Source organism: Halomonas sp. 7T (assembly GCF_025643255.1).
Lineage (GTDB): Bacteria > Pseudomonadota > Gammaproteobacteria > Pseudomonadales > Halomonadaceae > Vreelandella.
In genome coordinates, this window is record NZ_CP087112.1 from 329,023 (window position 1) to 347,897 (window position 18,875).

General features: G+C 56.1%; 14 protein-coding genes. 10 read left to right on the top strand and 4 right to left on the bottom strand.

Annotated features, from left to right (window positions below):
- Positions 1 to 29: 29 nt before the first annotated feature.
- The 8 genes from LOS15_RS01595 (at position 30) to LOS15_RS01630 (ending at position 12,607) form a co-directional block, all read left to right on the top strand.
- Positions 30 to 2,036, top strand: a complete 2,007-nt coding sequence (locus LOS15_RS01595; protein ID WP_317629623.1) for a heme lyase CcmF/NrfE family subunit — start codon at positions 30 to 32, stop codon at positions 2,034 to 2,036.
- Entirely contained in the window at positions 2,033 to 2,560 is a 528-nt protein-coding gene (locus tag LOS15_RS01600; RefSeq protein WP_263067648.1) for a DsbE family thiol:disulfide interchange protein, read from the top strand. Before LOS15_RS01595 ends, LOS15_RS01600 begins: the two co-directional genes overlap by 4 nt.
- Positions 2,551 to 3,021: a cytochrome c-type biogenesis protein gene (locus tag LOS15_RS01605; protein ID WP_263067650.1), complete on the top strand. Its 471-nt coding sequence runs from the start codon at positions 2,551 to 2,553 to the stop codon at positions 3,019 to 3,021. The genes LOS15_RS01600 and LOS15_RS01605 overlap by 10 nt, the downstream gene beginning before the upstream one ends.
- A complete protein-coding gene (ccmI, locus tag LOS15_RS01610) occupies positions 3,018 to 4,265 on the top strand; it encodes a c-type cytochrome biogenesis protein CcmI (protein WP_263067652.1) in 1,248 nt (415 codons plus the stop codon). Before LOS15_RS01605 ends, ccmI begins: the two co-directional genes overlap by 4 nt.
- Positions 4,266 to 4,302: 37 nt before the next feature.
- Positions 4,303 to 7,806, top strand: coding sequence for a chromosome segregation protein SMC (gene smc / locus LOS15_RS01615; protein ID WP_263067654.1), 3,504 nt, complete (start codon positions 4,303 to 4,305; stop codon positions 7,804 to 7,806).
- 537 nt (positions 7,807 to 8,343) lie between these two features.
- The gene (gene zipA, locus LOS15_RS01620; RefSeq protein WP_263069591.1) at positions 8,344 to 10,209 is read left to right on the top strand and encodes a cell division protein ZipA; all 1,866 of its coding nucleotides are present in this window, start codon (positions 8,344 to 8,346) and stop codon (positions 10,207 to 10,209) included.
- Between the two features lie 89 nt (positions 10,210 to 10,298).
- Positions 10,299 to 12,335, top strand: coding sequence for an NAD-dependent DNA ligase LigA (gene ligA, locus LOS15_RS01625; protein WP_263067655.1), 2,037 nt, complete (start codon positions 10,299 to 10,301; stop codon positions 12,333 to 12,335).
- Positions 12,332 to 12,607, top strand: a complete 276-nt coding sequence (locus LOS15_RS01630; protein WP_263067657.1) for a YheU family protein — start codon at positions 12,332 to 12,334, stop codon at positions 12,605 to 12,607. The genes ligA and LOS15_RS01630 overlap by 4 nt, the downstream gene beginning before the upstream one ends.
- On the opposite strand, the gene mnmC is transcribed toward LOS15_RS01630, so the two are convergent.
- Positions 12,601 to 14,631: a bifunctional tRNA (5-methylaminomethyl-2-thiouridine)(34)-methyltransferase MnmD/FAD-dependent 5-carboxymethylaminomethyl-2-thiouridine(34) oxidoreductase MnmC gene (gene mnmC / locus LOS15_RS01635; protein ID WP_263067659.1), complete on the bottom strand. Its 2,031-nt coding sequence runs from the start codon at positions 14,629 to 14,631 to the stop codon at positions 12,601 to 12,603. The two genes, LOS15_RS01630 and mnmC, sit on opposite strands and share 7 nt — an antisense overlap.
- 169 nt (positions 14,632 to 14,800) lie before the next feature.
- Positions 14,801 to 15,100, bottom strand: coding sequence for a YciI family protein (locus LOS15_RS01640; protein ID WP_263067660.1), 300 nt, complete (start codon positions 15,098 to 15,100; stop codon positions 14,801 to 14,803).
- 166 nt (positions 15,101 to 15,266) lie between these two features.
- On the opposite strand from LOS15_RS01640, the gene LOS15_RS01645 reads away from it, so the two are divergent.
- A complete protein-coding gene (locus LOS15_RS01645) occupies positions 15,267 to 16,196 on the top strand; it encodes a PHP domain-containing protein (RefSeq protein WP_263067662.1) in 930 nt (309 codons plus the stop codon).
- A gap of 80 nt (positions 16,197 to 16,276) precedes the next feature.
- Entirely contained in the window at positions 16,277 to 16,900 is a 624-nt protein-coding gene (locus tag LOS15_RS01650) for an L-threonylcarbamoyladenylate synthase (RefSeq protein WP_263067663.1), read from the top strand.
- A gap of 55 nt (positions 16,901 to 16,955) precedes the next feature.
- Here the strand turns inward: LOS15_RS01650 and LOS15_RS01655 are convergent, their stop codons facing one another.
- Together LOS15_RS01655 and LOS15_RS01660 are read right to left on the bottom strand one after the other, a co-directional pair.
- The gene (locus tag LOS15_RS01655; protein WP_263067665.1) at positions 16,956 to 17,837 is read right to left on the bottom strand and encodes an ion transporter; all 882 of its coding nucleotides are present in this window, start codon (positions 17,835 to 17,837) and stop codon (positions 16,956 to 16,958) included.
- Positions 17,838 to 17,866: 29 nt separating this feature from the next.
- The gene (locus LOS15_RS01660) at positions 17,867 to 18,766 is read right to left on the bottom strand and encodes a CYTH domain-containing protein (protein WP_263067667.1); all 900 of its coding nucleotides are present in this window, start codon (positions 18,764 to 18,766) and stop codon (positions 17,867 to 17,869) included.
- Positions 18,767 to 18,875: the final 109 nt, after the last annotated feature.

The following is an 18,875-nucleotide window of genomic DNA, read 5'->3' on the forward strand; positions in this document are numbered from 1 at the left end:
GTTTTGCCCAGTGCTATCTCGGAGCGCTCATGTTCATTAAAATGATTCCTGAAATTGGCCATTTTGCCTTGGTTATCGCTCTATTAATGGCGATAGTTCAGTCCGTCATGCCGCTGGCCGGTGCCGCTACCCGCCGGCCACTATGGATGGCCTATGGGCGTCCTATGGCCGCCGGCCAGTTTCTCTTTGTCGCAATTGCTTATCTTTGCCTTACTACCAGCTACATGCTGGATGATTTCAGCGTTGCTAACGTTGCCAATAACTCGAACTCGCTATTGCCCTGGTATTACAAATTTAGCGCCGTGTGGGGAAACCATGAAGGTTCGGTACTGCTATGGAGCCTAATGTTAGCAGGCTGGGGGTTTGCCGCATCGGTGTTCTCTGGCGACTTGCCGCGGGATATGGTGGCGCGGGTTCAAGGCATTATGGGGATGGTATGCGTTGGCTTCCTGCTGTTTATCTTAATGACCTCGAATCCTTTTGAGCGCCTGTTACCTAACATGCCGCAGGATGGCGCCGATCTAAACCCGCTGCTTCAAGACTTTGGTCTCATTGTGCACCCCCCCATGCTTTACATGGGCTATGTGGGCTTTTCCGTTGTCTTTGCCTTCGCTATTGCCGCCCTGTTAGGCGGCCGATTAGATGCAGCTTGGACGCGGTGGGCTCGCCCCTGGACTAACTTAGCCTGGGCGTTCCTTACCGTGGGCATTGCGTTAGGCAGCTGGTGGGCGTACTACGAGCTTGGCTGGGGTGGCTGGTGGTTCTGGGATCCGGTCGAAAACGCGTCGCTGCTCCCCTGGCTTACCGGCACTGCATTAGTGCACTCTTTAGCAGTCACCGAAAAACGTGGTTCATTTAAAAGCTGGACGGTACTATTGGCGATCTCAACGTTCTCACTGTCGCTAATGGGTACCTTCCTGGTGCGCTCAGGGGTCTTAACGTCGGTACACGCGTTCGCCAATGACCCTTCTCGCGGCTTCTTTATTTTAATGCTGCTAGCGATCACCGTTACGCTCTCGCTGCTGGTGTTTGCGTTACGCGCACCACGCGTCAGTCACAAAGTGGGGTTTAACTGGCTTTCACGGGATTCACTGTTGCTGGTTAACAATATTCTGCTGGTTATCATGACCGTCACCGTATTGCTGGGAACGGTATACCCGTTAATTCTCGACTCCCTGGGGCTGGGGAAAATCAGCGTAGGGCCTCCTTATTTTAACACCCTGTTTGTGCCCCTCACGATTGTGATGTGTATGTTTATGGGCTTAGGCCCTGTTGCCCGCTGGAAGGGCATGGAGGCGGGCGAGCTTGTCCGTAAGCTATGGATTGCCGGTGCCGCATCGCTTGTGCTTGGGGCAGCAATGCCGCTGTTGTACGGCGGGGAGTGGAACCTGTGGGTCTCATTAGGGATTATTTCAGCCCTGTGGATTGTGCTGCCCATGGTGCGCGACTTGTTTGATAAAACTCGCCATGCGAGTTCCTTCGTCGCTGGCCTGCGTAAGCTCTCGCTGTCTTATTGGGGAATGGTGCTCGGGCATGTGGGAATTGCGGTGACTATCGTGGGTGTGGCGGTTGTTTCGAATTACAACATTGAGCGTAACGTGCGCATGTCGCCGGGCACCACGGTGGAAGTCGCAGGCTACCAGTTCACGATGACCGAGCTAACCAATCGTCGTGGGCCGAACTTCCTGGCAGATACGTCGATCATCCAGGTGCAGCGTGGTGAAACAGGTCGCAGCTTCGTTATGCGCCCAGAAAAACGTCTTTATCTAGCGACCGGTATGCCCATGACTCAGGTAGCGTTGCGCCCTGGTCTGTTCCGCGACCTGTATGTGGCGATGGGTGAAGACCTGGAAGATGGCAGCTACGCCATGCGAATTCAGTATAAGCCGTTTGTGCGCTGGCTTTGGTTGGGTGGCTTATTGATGGCATTTGGCGGTGTATTGGCCGTGGTTGATAAGCGCTACCGTCGAGTAGCTGCGCGTAAATCGGCGCCTGCTGAGGCTGCTCAAGCGTCGTCGAAGGAGGCTACGGCATGACTCGGCGCCTATTACTGCTACTGCTACCGGTTAGTTTTATAGGGGTTGCGCTGTTTCTCTACCAGGGGTTAGGGATTAATCCCTCTGATCGTGACTCTGCACTGATGGCGAGGGAGTTTCCTGCCTTTGAGGCCAGCACCCTACGCGATGCCAACCGTCATGTGGATCAGTCGCTGCTTACCGGCGAGGTTACCCTCGTGAATGTATGGGGTGAGTGGTGCCCCGCCTGTAAGCAAGAAATGCCTCAGTTATTGGCATTGGCGGATAACAATATCCGCATGGTGGGTATTAACTATCGGGATACCCGCGAAAAAGGACTGGAGTTTTTAAGCGAGTTTGGCGACCCCTTTGAGGTCAATATCTTTGACCCCGAAGGCAGCTTGGGCTTTGACCTTGGCGTTTACGGCGCGCCAGAAACTTTTCTGGTCGATGCTAACGGTGTAATTCGCTATCACCATAAAGGTTACGTATCGCCTGATGATGTCCGCGAACGCATCCTGCCGGAGGTGGAAAAATGGCGCTAATTCGAACGCTCTCAGTGCTCTTAATGTTGCTCTTCACCGCCAGTGCGATGGCGGGGGGGATAGAAATTCGCGAATTTGATGATCCGGTAATGGAGAAGCGCTACCGCGACTTAACCGCCTCCATGCGCTGTCCTCTGTGTGAAAATCAGGCCATTGATGACTCTGATGCGCCGATATCAGGCGATATGCGAGACCGAGTTTACCTACTGCTTCAAGACGGACGATCGGATATTGAAATCATAGACCACATGGTACAGCGGTTTGGAGATTACATTCTTTATAACCCACGCCTGGAAAACCGCACCTACTTACTATGGGGGCTGCCTATTGGGCTGGTTTTCATAGGGGGGCTGGTTGTTGTTCTGATGGTTCGCGCCCGCCGCAACGCGTCTGCTAAAGCCCTTAGTGCCGAAGAACGCGCCCGTCTGGATGCTCTGATCAACCGCGAGAGGTCTTCATGACACCGCTCTGGATTGCAATTGCTTTACTGTTACTGCCAGCACTTTGGCTGCTGATATCGCCTATGCGCAGCGCCCGTTCATTAAGTGACCAGCTACATCATTTTGAAGCTAACGATACCTCTGCCGAGCAAAATGTGGCGATATTTAAACGCCGGCTAGCCTCTCTAGAGTCCGCCCACGAACGGGGGGATATTGATAAAGCTCGCTTTGAAGAAGATCGGTTAGAGCTAGAGCGCAGCCTGTTAGAAGACACCGTTATTCAAACTAAGCGCCCGCTAAAAGCCGCTACTGCAGGCAAGCTTGTGGTGCCAGTCGTTATGGTGGGCGTCGTCGTTGCTAGCGTGTTTTGGTACCAACAACACGGCGCTGAGGGAGACCTGACGCTTTATGCGATTCAGCAAGAAGTGAGAAACGACCCGGACGCATCGTTGGCCATGTATCTGGAGCGTATGGAGGCGGAAGCTGCCCGTCAGCCAAATAACCCTAGCGTGTGGAGCTTACTGTTCCCGCTCTACCGCGAATCAGGCCAGCCTGAAAAAGCGGCCGCTGCCTTGGAGCGGTTGATAGATATTGATGGCCGCATTGCACCACTGCTGGCCCAATTAGCCCAGCTGCGCTTCTTTATGGCCGAGCGCGAACTAACGTCAGAGGTTCAAGCATTAGTGGATGAAACCCTGGCGCAAGATCCGCGCCAGCCAACCGTCTTAGGTATTTTGGGCATTCATGCGTTTGATAACGGTGAGTATGAAACCGCCATTGATCATTGGCGCCGCGCCCTTGCCAATATTGAAGACCCCAATACAGCCTCTTCACTGCGCGATGGTATTCGTGTTGCCCAGCTACGTTTAGGCATTGAGCCAGAAACAGCGAATGTAGACGCTGCGCAGAGTCAGGGCGTGCGGGTCACCGTGTCGTTAGATGAGGCCCTGATGGGCAGCGTTGATGATGATGCAACGGTGTTTATCACGGCGCGTGATATAGAAGGTGAGCTGCCGCCGTTAGCAGTGGTGCGTGGTCAAGTCTCTGAGCTGCCGATGACCGTGATATTAGACGACACTGCGGCTATGTCGCCAGAAGCGCAAATTTCTCAAGTCCGCGATGCACGTCTCATAGTGCGTGTTTCGCCTTCTGGCCAAGCCACGCCTCAACCGGGGGATCTGTTTGGCGACCTGGAAAGTGTGAGCGTAGGGCCCATTAGCGAAGATGAAGCGGCCAATGTTGTCATTAACCGGGTTTTTGAATAATCGCCACGCACGCAAGTAGCTGCTAAGAAGGGGCGCAATGCGCTTAACCTCTATTCGCCTGGTTGGGTTTAAGTCCTTTGTTGACCCTGTCACGGTGCCCTTCGATGGCAATATGACGGCCATCGTTGGGCCAAACGGCTGTGGCAAATCCAATATCATTGATGCCGTCCGCTGGGTTATGGGGGAGTCTTCCGCCAAAACCCTGCGCGGTGAATCCATGGCCGATGTTATCTTCAACGGCTCAACAGGACGTAAGCCCATTGGCCAAGCGTCCATTGAGCTCAAGTTTGATAATCGTGATGGCGGTATGGGCGGCGTTTACGCTCAGTACGCAGAGATCGCCGTCAAGCGTTTGGTTACCCGGGACGGTCAATCCAACTATTTCTTTAATGGGCAAAAATGCCGTCGGCGAGACATCGCGGACCTGTTTATGGGCACCGGCCTAGGCCCGCGCTCCTACGCGATTATTGGACAGGGGATGATATCGCGGTTGATTGAAGCTCGGCCCGATGACCTGCGCGCCACATTGGAAGAAGCTGCGGGTATCTCTAAGTACAAAGAGCGCCGTCGGGAAACTGAAAACCGTATGCGCCGTACCCAGGAAAACCTAGAGCGCCTGGACGATATTCGTGAAGAGCTGGATAAGCAGCTTGAGCGCCTCAAGCGCCAAGCCGAAGCGGCGAAGCGCTATCAAGAGCTAAAACAGCAGGAGTACCGACTCAAAGGTGAGCTGGCGCTGCTGCGCGGTCGCACGCTGCGTATTGAACAGTCCCATCAAGAGAGCCGCGTCCGCGAGCTGGAAATTGCGGTTGAAAAAGACGTATTTGGCGTTCGCCAGTGTGAAACCCGCTTGGAACAAGCCCGCGAGCAGCACGATGAGCTAGCCGATGTGCTGGACCGCCATCAGCAACAGTTTTACGAAACCACCACCCGCATTGCCCGTTTGGAGCAAGACCAAGCCCACCGTCGCAGCCGCGAAGCCCAGCTGGCCAGCGACATGGCTACCGCCCGCCGAGACCTCGATGAACAGCGTCGAGTCAGCGAGGGTGACCAAGAGCGCCTAGCGACTATTGAGACGCGTTTTGATGAGCTGCTTCCAGAGCATGAAGCGCTTGAGGAGCAGCTTGAAATCCTTGAGCAGACCCTGGCCGACGCGACACCAGCGTTAGAGGCTGCCGAGCAGCAGTGGGCGGATGCTGAAAACCGCTGGCGCGAGACCAGCCGCGATGCCGACCGTAGCCAGGACCAGTTACGTCACCTAGAACAGCGCATCACCCGTTTACAGGTGGAACGTCAGCGCCGTCAGCAGCAGCAAGCGGAGTTAGCAGATGTCTCTGCGTTACACTCCGAACATGCCGAATGTCAGGAGCAGCGTGAAGCGGCAGAGCAGCGCAGCAACGCTTTTCAAGCCGAACGTGACCAGTGGCAGCAGCGTTACAGCGATGCCAAAGCCGCCTACCAACAGGCTGTCCAGGCCCGTGACCAGCAGCGCGCGGCTCTCAGCCAGCAGCAGGGCGAGTTGGCTTCGCTGCAAGCGCTGATCGACGCCGCCCTGGCCGACCACGATCCCCAGCTAAGCGACACGCTGGCCGCCCATGGCCTCGCGGACGCGCCCCGGTTGGGTGAAGCAATTACCGTGAGCCAGGGCTGGGAGCGGGTCATTTCCTGGCTGCTGGCGCCCTGGTTAAACGCCCGGCTGGTAGCCGCGGAACAGCTACAGTCACTGCCCGAGGCGCTGGCCACGGAGTGGTGTTTGATTGACCAGGCATCACCGGCTTACTCCGCTATTGCGGGCTCAGGGCAGCGACTTAGCGGTGTGGTAAAAGGGGCTGGCGCCCTTGGTGAGTGGTTAGCACGTATTCACTACGTTGATACCGCCGAGGCCGCAGAGGCGATGTTGCCCATGTTGGCCCCTGGCGAGAGCGTTGTTAGTCAAGACGGTGTATGGCGCGGGCGGGGCTGGCTGCATCAGCAGGCCAACGGCGAGGGCGTGGATGCGCTTTTGGTGACCCGACGCCGTTATGATGCGCTCGCCGCTCGGCGTGAGCAGGATGAAGAAGCGTTGGCGCTGCTAGACGCACAGTGTGATGCTGCCAGTGATGCCATCGAAGCGTTGGAGCTTGCTCGAGACCAGCAGGCATCAGAGGAGCGCGCCCACGCGGCAACACTCCAGCAATTGGCGGTGCAAGAGCAGCGCCTTGCCCAGCGGCTGGAGCATTTAGAGGGTCGCGCTAGCGAGCTGAGCGAGGAGCTGGCACAGCTGCAGGAGGATGAGGCGGAACTAACGCTAACGTTAGAAGAGCAGCGTGCCCGTTGGCACAGTGCCATGGAGCAGTTGGAGGCCGCCGCTGAAGTACGGGAAACCAGCGAGGAGCAGCGCCGTCGCCAGCGCGAGCAGCGCGAGCAGTTAAACCAGCAGCATGCGCCGCTTAAAGCACGCCAGCAGTTACTCGCGCTTGAGCGTGAGCGGTTAAAAGCCGAGAGAGATAGCCTGCGTGCGCAGCAAACCCGCTCAATCGATACTGAAGAGCGTTTGGCACTACGTATTGCCGAGTTAGAAGAAGCGCGGGAAATGCTGGTAGAGCCAGATGAGCTCGCCGCCGAAGAGCTCGAGGAGCTGTTTCATCAACGCGAACAGCAAGAGCGTCGTTTAAACGAGACTCGCCAACAAGCTCAAGCGTTAGCAGAGCAGTTGCGTAATGACGAGCTAGCCCGCCAGCAGCATGAGCGCAATTTAGAGCAAACCCGAGAACAGTTGCAGCAGCGACGCATGGACGTGCAAGCTCTGGTGCTAAAAGCCGCTACCCAGGATGAGCAGTTAGACGAGCTTGGCCACGATGCTGAGGCACTTGCCGAACACTTGCCCAGCGATGCCAATGAAACAGCGTGGCAGGAGCGTTTAGAGAGCACGTCAGATAAGATTCGTCGTCTGGGCGCCATTAATCTCGCGGCGATTGAAGAGTACGATCAACAGGCCGAACGGCGTAACTACTTGGAAGCCCAGCACGCTGAACTCACCGAAGCGCTGGAAACCTTAGAGCGGGCGATTAAACGGATCGACCAAGAAACCCGCGTGCGCTTTAAAGAGACCTTCGAGCAGGTGAATACTGGATTACAAGCGCTTTTCCCCCGCGTGTTTGGCGGCGGTGCGGCCTGGCTAACGCTGACCGGAGAGGATCTGCTTGAGACCGGGGTGGCGATCATGGCTCGGCCACCGGGTAAGAAAAACAGCACGATCCACCTCTTATCAGGGGGAGAAAAGGCGCTAACGGCGCTCTCTTTGGTATTTGCAATTTTTCAGCTCAATCCAGCACCGTTCTGTATGCTCGACGAAGTCGATGCGCCGCTGGACGACGCCAATGTTGGCCGTTACGCAAAGCTGGTGAAAGAGATGTCCGAAAGCGTGCAGTTTATCTATATTACCCACAATAAAATCGCGATGGAGGCTGCCGAACGCCTCATGGGGGTCACGATGCAGGAGCCGGGTGTGTCGCGGTTGGTCTCGGTAGGGATTGATGAAGCGGCAGCGCTAGTCGACTAGCAGGCGCCTGAACCCACTCATTCACGTCAGTGACGTTGCACTGGCTTAAGCGCACAGAATTTTTTACGGAAATTCGCAAGAAACATAAACGTTCACTAGGATTACACTTAGTAATACTTGGAGTGCGGTAGTAACAGTGGTTAAGCACTTATCACTGTTTAAAATACGCTTGATAGTAGGGCAGTTGAAGTACTGTATTACCGCTGAAAATTAGCCATGCTAAAATTGAAATTTATTTAAATCAGTAGGATAGGCGCTGTCGTAAGCGGTTCTCCGATTAGTTAGCGTAAAGCGCTTATAAGAAGAAACCCAGGATCGGTGTTAATAAGCACTAAAATTGCACTTTTCATGGTTGATACGGTCGGAAAATTGCCTTAAAAACTTCTAATGCGTCGTACTAACGTAGAAAATAGCAAAAAGTGGCCCTTTTCGTAGCAATCGCGCTATGCTTGGTGATAATTAGTGACTATCTAAAAGGTTTCCGTCTTCAGGCATAGCGCCTTAGCAACCGGTTAAATGACCCATGGAATGCTCGACATGGAATTAAGAGAGTGGTTAATCATTCTAGGACTGGCACTGGTTTCGCTTATCGTGGTCGACGGTGTGCGAAGACTTCAACGTCAGCGGCGTGTCCCTCAGCTAGACCAGGCAGCCAAAGACCTACCGGCTGTTAAACCGGAAGAGTTTGACGATGCCGCTAAAGAGGCCGAAATCAATTGGGAGCTGCCTAATGGTGGCGCCAGGGTCGTTAAGCCCGCGGATTATAGCGGCCTTGGAAACAAGCCCAAATTAGAGCGCCAAGAGCATCCTGGGCCGTCGAAAGTGCTCAATGATTTTAAACGCTCATTCTCTAAAGCGATGCCTAAACAGAAGCCCGTGGATAAGCAGAAAGTTCAGCAGACATCCGCACCTGTTCCTCCAGCTTCTTCTGGCTCTCAATACAGCGCATCTACAGCCGCCTCGCACAGCGAGCAGCCGGCATGTGAGCAAGAGCGCCGCGAGCCTAGTGTGTCTATGGTCGAGCCCAGTGTATCGATGGTGGAAAACGATAGCCCCACGGCTTCAGCACCTTCCCAGGCTAAAGCTACAAACAAAGTTGAATCTACCGACTCTGAGCCACGTGTTTCCGATGAAAGGCGAGCGGATGAAAAACCACCGGTAGAGCCTGTTCAAACGTCTGCGTCGACAGAAACCGCTGCAACAAAGCCTGCTTCAGACGCGGATGCCCTTTCTATGCCGCTCTCCACGATTGAGACGCCTACCTCAGAAGCCGAGACGCCGAAGCAAGCGGTTCACCAAGAAGAACCAGAACCTGTTTTGCGCGCCGAACCGGAAGACGCCGTATTTGCAAAACAGTCGTCTGATGCACCCAAGCGCCGGCAGCTTCGTCAAGAGACGGCAGGCGAGCACGAGGAGCTTGATGACGATGAAATTGACGAATACCGGTTGGTCGATTTTGAGGGTATCGGCCGCTCCTTCAAACGCCGCTTAATTGAGCGCCGTAAACAGAAGGCGATTAAGAAAGCGGAAAAAGCCAAGCGTGCCGAAGCATTAGCCAAACAGAAGGCTGAGCGTAAGGCCCTGGAAGCCGAACAGCGCCGCGAGGCGAAAGAGGCTGCTGACGCTGAAAAAGCCCGCATTGCCCAAGAGCGTGCGGAAGCCCGAGAGGCAGCGGCCAACGCTGCGGAAGCTCAGCGCATTGCAATGCAGCAAGAGGCGCGTGAAAGTGCCGCCGCTAGCGCCTCAGCGCCTCGTCACGACGAGGATCTTCAACAAGCTCACTCTGCACAGTATGCCAACGACTATTCCCAGGGTTATGACAGCGTCGATGAGTATGATGAATACGTCACCGATGCTTACGCTGAGCAAGATAGCGTGGTACGTACCCATCCAGCGCTTGAAAAGGCGTTACGTCACGACGTGAATGGCGCGCATGCCAAAGAAACGTTGACCAACGCCGATGAAATGGTGGTGATTAGCGTTCTCTCTCGTGATCCTGAAGGCTTTGATGGCGGCAAGTTGCTTGAGCTAATGATGGTATGTGGGCTGCGCTACAGCCGTGAAATGGGCGTTTTTCACCGCTTTGAAACCGAAAGTGCGGAAAGCGAGCTGCAGTTCTCAATGGTTAACGTGTTAAAGCCGGGTACGTTCCCCATTGAGGAAATGGATGAGTTCGTGACGCCAGGCATTACCTTCCTGATGCCACTGCCCGGTGCTGCGGATAGTTCCGCCGCGTTTGAGGCCATGGTAGAAACCGCGATGGTGCTAGTGCGCCATATGGGCGGCGAACTGAAAGATGAAAACCGCAGTGTGATGACCGCACAAACCATCGAGTTTGCCCGTCAACGGGTGCATGAATTTGAGCGTCGACACCGTTTACATCGCCAATTGCAGGCGCGCTAATCGCCGCGTTGTTATACCACCCGCCTTCCACGAAGGCGGGTGTTTTTGTTATTAAACGTCCGTTTTTCTTTGTACGCCGGAACCCCTGAATGAGTCAGCCTGCCCCCCATTTGCTTGAAGAGATTAGCCAGCTTCGCGCCGAGTTGGACGATGCTAATTATCGCTACTATGTGCTGGACGAACCAACACTGACGGATGCGGATTATGACCGTAAGCTACAGCGCTTAACGCAGCTAGAGGCTGAGCATCCTGCACTGATAACGCCCGACTCGCCCACCCAGCGTGTTGGCGCTTCACCGGCAGATGGGTTTCCCGAGGTTGCCCACGCCATACCGATGCTCTCGCTGGATAATACCTTTAGTCGTGATGATATTGTGGCGTTTGCCGAACGCGTGGCGGAGCGCTTGGAGTGTCAGGCCGGTGAGATTGAGTTTAGCTGTGAGCCTAAACTCGATGGTGCTGCGGTGTCGCTCGTGTATGAGCGGGGCGCGTTAGCCATCGGTGCGACTCGGGGGGATGGCCGGACGGGAGAAGGCATTACCTCGAACCTGCGTACCCTGCGCTCCGTTCCGCTCAAGTTAATAGGAGAAGACATCCCAGCGTTGCTTGAAGTGCGTGGTGAGGTGATCATGCGCCACGCAGGGTTTGAGGCGCTTAATGACCGTGCCAGAGATGAAGGAAGCAAGGTATTCGCCAACCCGCGTAACGCGGCTGCGGGCAGCTTACGCCAGCTTGATCCGCGCATTACCGCGACCCGCCCGCTAGAGTTTCATGCCTATCAAGCGGCACGGTTGCAGCCTGATATGGGAGACACTACCCACAGCGCGCTGATGGCACGACTATCGACGCTTGGGTTTCGCACCAGCACCGAGCTAACCACGATGCACGGCCCAGAGACCGTTGCCGACTATTGCGAACAGTTAGGTGCAAAACGCGACCAGCTTGGCTACGACATTGATGGCGTGGTGATTAAGGTGAATGATCTTCGTCATCAGCGGGAGCTGGGTTTTGTGGCCCGCGCCCCTCGCTGGGCGGTGGCGTTTAAATTTCCGGCCCAGGAAGAGGTTACCACGCTGAACGATGTGGAATTTCAGGTGGGGCGCACCGGCGCCATTACGCCGGTGGCGCGCCTGGAGCCGGTCACGGTGGCCGGTGTTACCGTCTCCAACGCCACGCTGCATAACGCCGATGAGATTATCCGCTTAGGCGTGATGATTGGCGATACCGTCGCCATTCGCCGTGCAGGAGATGTTATTCCCCAGGTGGTGCGGGTGGATGAAGAGAAGCGCCCGGTAAATGCCCGCGCGATTAGCTTCCCCAACCACTGCCCAGTGTGCGGCTCGGAGATCGAACGCCTGGAAGGTGAGGCGGTGGCGCGCTGCTCTGGCGGGCTTTACTGCGCTGCTCAGCGCAAAGAGGCGCTAAAGCACTTTGCTAGCCGCAAGGCGCTGGATGTGGATGGGCTGGGTGAAAAACTTATCGAGCAGTTAGTGGACCTAGACTGGGTGAAAACGCCTGCCGACCTTTTTCATCTAAGCGTGGAGCAGTTAAAGAGTCTGCCGCGCATGGGTGAAAAGTCGGCGACGAATTTGGTCAATGCCCTAGAGAAGGCCAAGCAGACCACGCTAGCGCGATTTATTTACGCGCTAGGCATCCGTGAGGTGGGCGAAGCCACGGCCGCCAACGTGGCTAGCCATTTTGGCACCTTGCAAGCCCTGCAAGACGCCGACCTAGCGGCGTTGGAAGCGGTGAACGACGTAGGCCCCATTGTCGCTAAGCATATTCATACGTTTTTTCGCCAACCCCACAACCTAGAAACGCTGCAAGCGCTGATTGAGGCGGGCATTACCTGGCAAGAGTCAGAAGTCACCCAAGGCCCCACGCCGCTAGAAGGCCAAACGTGGGTGCTGACCGGTGCCATGGAGAGCATGACCCGCGATGAAGGCAAAGCGCGGCTTCAGGCGCTGGGGGCTAAAGTGGCGGGCAGCGTATCGAAAAAGACCACCTGCCTAGTGGCGGGCGAAGCCGCGGGCAGCAAGCTCACCAAAGCCGAGCAGTTGGGCGTTGAAGTGATTGACGAAGCGACTTTTATTGACCGTTTAACCGCCTGGGAGCAAAGCGAATGAGCCGATTTATCGAAGTGCCGGCACGCATGCTGCCGCCGGAAACACTGAATGCGCTGCTGGAAGCGTTTGTGACTCGCCAGGGCTATGACACGACCGATACGACGGGCGAAGGCATGCATGGCTGGGTAGCGGAGCTAAAAAAGCAGTTAGAGCGTCACGAGCTGATTATTGCTCATGACCTTGAGCTGGAAATGACCGAAGTCATGACGCTCGCCCAATGGCGCTCCTTTGGGCGAGATCTGGCGGATGATGAGGAAGAGGGCGACTACTGAGCACGCACCAGCGCGCTGATAATGCGTCGTCCTGGGTGTAGGTGGTCGATGAGCGGTTGCTCTAGCGGTAGCGGCTCATCACAGATGCGTGAGGCGATCACCTCCGCGCACAGCGGCGCGCTGGCTAGACCCCTTGAACCATGGGCGGTGGATATCCATAGACCTGGGTAGTGCTCACCGTTAACCGTCGGCACTTTAGAAGCATCTTTGCGCAGCACAGCGTAATCCCGCTGCCACGCCTCTGTGTGGGGCACTGGTCCGGCGTAAGGGGTTTTATCGGGGCTGGCCGCTCGAACCGCTGCACGACCTTCTAGCTGTTCCGGGGTGAGCGCCGCACCGCTCGCCTCAAGCATGGTCACCCACGCTGGCAACGCCTGTCTCAGCTCATCGATATTGCGCTGGTGCTCTTCCTCGACCACTTGCGTCGTGGCGTTATTGGGCACGAAGCTCGCACCAAAGGTCAGTACGTTCTCCATCGGTGGCGATACATAGCCACCCGCGCACACCACTTTTGTGGGCACCTTAATGCCTTCTGGCAGCGTTAGCTCACTCACTTGGCCACGCACTTGCTGCAACGGCAGCTCGGCGGTTTGGGCAAACTGGTTCGCCAGCGATGCCGTGGCGATCACCACCTGATCAGCCTGCAGCGTTTCACCGCTGGTCAGCACTACCCGCCACTGCGGGGCTTTGTAGGCTTGCCGTAACTCGCTGACCTCGACCTGCCGCAGGGTAATATTGGGGTGTTGCAGCAGCTGTTCGCAGAGCCTTTTCGGCTGAACCCACCCCGCCTGGGGATAAAAAAGCCCGTGCGCGGCGGATACCGGCACCCCCGCTAGGCTGCTCAGCGCGTCAGTCTGGGCAGATACCACTGATGCCGGTAGCGGATGATTAGCCATAAAACGCTGCTGGCGGGTGGCCTCTTTATCGCTTAATGCAAGTTGTAGCACGCCACAGGGCTGCCAAAGCGGCGGCTCCTGTGGAAAAGCGGCGGCCAGTTGGCCCAGCCAGCGCTGGCTATACAGCAGCCCGGCTAGGTAAACGCGGCTTTGATGGTTGGTTTCCACCGCCAGCTTTACATAGAGCGCCCCCTGGCGGTTACCAGAGCCGCCTGCGCCAGGGGTAACGCGCTCAATTACCGTCACTTGCTTGCCGCGCTTTGCCAGCGCTGCCGCCACGCTACTGCCTGCCATGCCAGCGCCAATCACTACAACGTGTTTGGCTTCGTAGTGGGCAGGCGGCATGAACCAGGGCGTCGAGCTGCGTCGTGTATCCGTCGGTGGGGCGTCAATGCCGCCCGCGAGCATCTCCCGCTTGCGGCCAAAGCCAGGCACTTTCTTCCACTGAAACCCTGCCGCCTTTAACCCGCGCTTCACAATCCCTGCACAGGTAAACGTGGCAAACGTAGCGCCGGGGCGAGAGCGGGCGGCCATGGCTTCAAACAGTTCGGGTTGCCACATATCCGGGTTTTTAGAGGGCGCAAAGCCGTCTAAAAACCATGCGTCTACCTGGCCCTCCAGCAGGTTCAGTCGCTCGGTGGTGTCGCCAAAGTGCAGGTCGAGGGTCACACGCTTGCTGAGGTGCAGGCGGTGTACGCCGCTCACCGCCTCCGGCCATAGCGTACACAGTACCTGTGAATAACGGGCCAGCGACGGCCAGGCGCTTAGGGCGCGGGTCAGCGAATCTCGGTCGAGAGGAAATTTTTCTGTGGATAACAGATGCAGCCGCGCGTTGGCTGGCGCATGCTGTTCAAAACAGGCCCAGGCGCAGAGCATATTCAGCCCGGTGCCAAAGCCGGTTTCGCCAATCACAAAGGCGCGGGTGGGCTGCCATGTGGCAAAACGCTCGGGTAGCTGATTGGCTCCTAAAAAGACGTGCTCGGTCTCTGCGCGGCCATCTTCGCGAGAAAAGTACACATCACCGAAGGCATCCGAATGCGGCGAGGCGTCGTTCCAAGAGAGCAGCGGGGCACTTAGCGCAGAAAGCGGAGGAAGGGCATTTGAGCGATGTTCAGAACGATGGTGCACGCGGGAGTCCGTGGTGGTGAAGTCAGTAATGAAAATTGGTTAAAAAACGACCAATTTGTTAATCGTAGCGCTATCTCTGGCTTATAGAAAAGCGTCCGCCGAGTTTTCACAGAGTTTTCCACAGGCTCTGTGAAAAAGACGGCGGACCCTCCACACTCGCGCTAATCGGTCAAGGCAAAACTTTCTTGAACGGTTTAACAATGACCTTGGCATACACCCCGGCAATGATATAAGGGTCGGCGTCTGCCCAGGCTTGAGCGGCCTCTAGGCTTTCAAACTCTGCAACCACCAAGCTACCGCTAAAGCCAGCTTCGCCCGGGTTTTCGGCATCAATCGCCGGGTGGGGGCCTGCTAGCACCAAGCGACCTTCATCGCGCAGTGCCTCTAGCCGGGCGAGGTGGTCTGGTCGGGCCGCTAAACGACGCTCCAAGCTGTTAGATACATCTTCACTGATAATCGCATATAGCATGGGTGTAACTCCTTGAATGCAAGAGTCGGCTGTTAACGTGTAGCATTGACCGCCCCTACATTAGCGCGCACCATGGCGAGCGCCTGTGAACCGTTAACGGGAAACAGGATGCCTGTTTGTGTATGACTCACCTATTCTGACAAACTCGCCACACGGCGTCATGCTTATGCCCTTACTTCCTGCAATTTCTCTGCCCCGCGTGTTTGATGCCGACCAGCGTTATCCGGTGGATTTACACATGCACTCAACGGCGTCCGACGGCGCACTTCATCCTGCGGAGTTAGTAACGCTGTGCGCTGAGCGCGGCCTTACCCACATGGCACTCACTGACCATGACACCATGGACGGCATCGCCGATGCGGCAGACGCTGCTCAGCATGCGGGGCTTTGCCTGATACCTGGGTGTGAAGTATCTACCCAATGGCAGGGAATTAGTATTCACGTGGTGGCGCTTATGCCCGGCGGATTGCAAGGCCCCATGGTAGAAGGGCTGGAGCAGCAGCGGCTGGCACGTATACAGCGTTCCGAGGTGATTGCGGAGCGGTTAGAGAAAGCGGGGCTTGCCAACGCGCTGGAAAAAGCGCGTGCTCAGGCGGGGAGCGAGCGCCCTCTGGGCCGCCCGGATTTTGCCCGCGCTTTGGTCGCCGATGGCATGGTTCCCGACTGGGCTAGCGCGTTTAAGCGCTACTTGGGCAGCGGTAAAAAAGGCGATGTGAAAGCGCTTTGGCCAGACATTAGCGAAGCCGTGGGATGGGTCGTGGCCTCGGGGGGCGTGGCGGTATTGGCGCACCCGTTACGCCACGGGCTAACGCGGCGTAAGCGCGGCCTGCTTATGGATACGTTTCAAGCAGCGGGCGGACAGGGGGTTGAATTGGTGAGTGGTCAGCAAAACCCGGACAGCACCCGTGATCTGGCACGCCAGCTGGTCGAGCGTGAGTTATACGCGTCTATGGGCAGTGATTTTCACTTTCCCGGTAGCCATGCGGCCCCGGGGAGTATGAGTCTGATCCCTCGTACCGCTGCGCCACCTATCTGGGAGCACCCGCGCCTCGCGCATCTGCGTGATGCGCCCAGTGGAATGCTGGCGCGTGGGTGACAAGCCTGCGAATCAGCTAAGCTGAACGGATAAAGCTAAAAAATACCTAGCGAACATAGCCCTACCAGCAGGAGCAAGCGATGAGCCAATATTTCCAGATACACCCAGAAAATCCGCAAAAGCGCTTGATCGACCAAGCGATAGAAATTATTCGTAACGGCGGTGTGGTCGCGTATCCGACAGACTCAGGCTATGCGCTGGGCTGCCACTTGGGCGAAAAAAAGGCGATTGAGAAAATAAAATGGCTGCGCTCTTTAGACGATAAACACAACTTTACGCTGGTATGTTCGGATCTTTCAGAGATAGGGACCTACGCCAAGGTCGATAACGCCGTGTTTCGGCTATTAAAAGCGCACACGCCTGGCCCTTACACGTTTATTCTGGATGCCACCACCGAAGTGCCGCGCCTGTTATTGCACCCGAAGCGCCGCTCCATTGGTGTACGTGTCCCTGATCATCGCATTACCCATGCACTGCTAGATGCGCTTCGGGAACCGCTGATGAGCGTTACGCTAATTCCGGTCGGTGAAGACCTGCCAATGAGCGATCCTGAAGAGATTCGTGAACGCTTTGGCGCTCATTTAGACGCCATTATCGACGGTGGTGCCTGTCATTTAGATCCTACCAGTGTGATTGACCTGCGTGAGCTGCCGCCCAAAGTGGTTCGGGAAGGGCGCGGCGATATTGCTCCTTTTATCAGCTAAAGCGTATCCGCTAAAGCGTTAGGAAGTACCACCTAGGCTATGTATATGGGCAAGACTATGTATCTGGGTGGTGCTGTTGATTGCTTTTGCGTGGGTCTTCGCTCTCTTCATCCAGCCATGTGCCACAACGCAGGCAGTAGCGGGCGCGCTTTTCGTGTCGGTCGTGGCCGCAACCGGGGCAGGCTTCTTCTGAATAGCGATCTTCGCGAATGGAGCGGATTACTTGAGCGGAAAACACGCCGGTAGGCACGGCAATAATCGAGTAACCAATGAGCATTAAAATAACGGTGATCGCCTTACCAAGCGGGGTGGCAGGCACAATATCGCCGTAGCCCACGGTGGTCATGCTGACAATCGCCCAATAAATCGACATGGGAATGCTGGTAAAGCCTGCTTCTGGCGACTCAATCGTGTACATCAGCGCGGCGAACAGCGTGACGACCATCAGAATGCTGCTAAAAAACAGCAGGATTTGGCGAAGGCTGCGCTTAAGGGCATCCATTAATAGCCGCGCTTCGCCGACAAACTCCATTAAGCGCAAAATGCGGAAAATGCGCAGCACACGAAGCAGGCGAACAATCACTAGTCCTTGGGCGCCGGGCACTAGCAGCACTAGCCAGGTGGGAATAATGGCAATCACATCCACAACGCCATAAAAGCTTTTTAAATAAATCGTAGGGCGTTCAAGGCAGTAGATTCTCACCGCTAGTTCAACCGTGAACAGCAGAGTAAACATCCACTCCACATAGAAGAAAAATTCCCCGTAGCGCTCGGCGTAGGCGTCCACGCTGTTCAAGAGAATCACCAAGACACTCAGTAAAATGGCGATAATCAGCGCAATATCAAATGCCTTGGACCCCGGCGTATCCGATTCAAAAATAATATGGAAAAGCCGTGTGCGCAGTCCCTCTGCACCGGGAGTTAAATGAAAACTCATCGAATCTTCCTGAAGTAGGCTAATGCGTATTAGCGTAGCGTGGTTTGCCCCGCCAAGCGATGGGCCAGCGTTAACGCGGCGTGGCCATAGCCCGCGCTAGGTTGCCCACTGTGGTTAAGTGCTGTGGGCAACTGCTGAGCGGTAGGGCGAAGGCGACTCGCTAATAAAGGATGCGTCGCAAGGGCGCTCAAAGCCTGCTGGGCCGCTACTAAATGCGCGTCCTGTCCACTGTCGTGATACGCGTCCAGCGCGACCGTCGCACGGTGTAGCCATTGAGAAGGTGTGCTGGCCTCAGGAAGCGGCCAATGGTGAGCGGCCAAAGCATTGCCTCGGGCAGCTTTACTGCTATCAGACGGACGCAGCGGCACACTTTCTGCGAGCGCGAGTGCCAGCGACCATAGCGCCTCGGGCTCGCCAGCTTTTAACTCCAGTTCGATTTCGCAAATGGGGGCGCAGGCACCACCGCTAGTGATCTCCCCGTTGTCCAACACCAGCTCAATGTGGCTATTTTGCCACGTCAGCTGCCAACTGTGACGGGTAAAGTCGGTATTTAGCGTTGGGGCTAGCTGTTCAATGGCGCTTAGAAGCTCACCTTGAAAGGGGGGTAATTCTCTCAAGGCGGTAGCGTCAAGCTGCTGGTGGGTAAGCACCCACTCCCACTCTTGCCGGCTGGATAAGCCACCGCCGCCATGGCCTGCGGTTTTTACCGTTTGCAACACGTGGTGATCGACTTGACGCAGGCGCACGGCAATCTGTGCCTTCGCTAAATCACCGCTGGGCGTATCGAAGTAGGTATTAACCAAGTGCTGTTTTAATGGCGCCGTACCTGTCACGGCTGGGTGGTTAAACAGCGCGTCTATCTGTGTGGAAGGCAGCGCTAACTTAAGCTCGATTTCGTTGACAGCGGTATTGGCAGTTGAATTTTTCATGGCATTAGCCACCTTGGAAGTGAGACGAGTGGGTGCGTTTTTAAAGGCAATGTGAACTTTTTATGACGGCGGCGGGCGCACTCTTTATACTGGCGCCCGCCATTTCCAG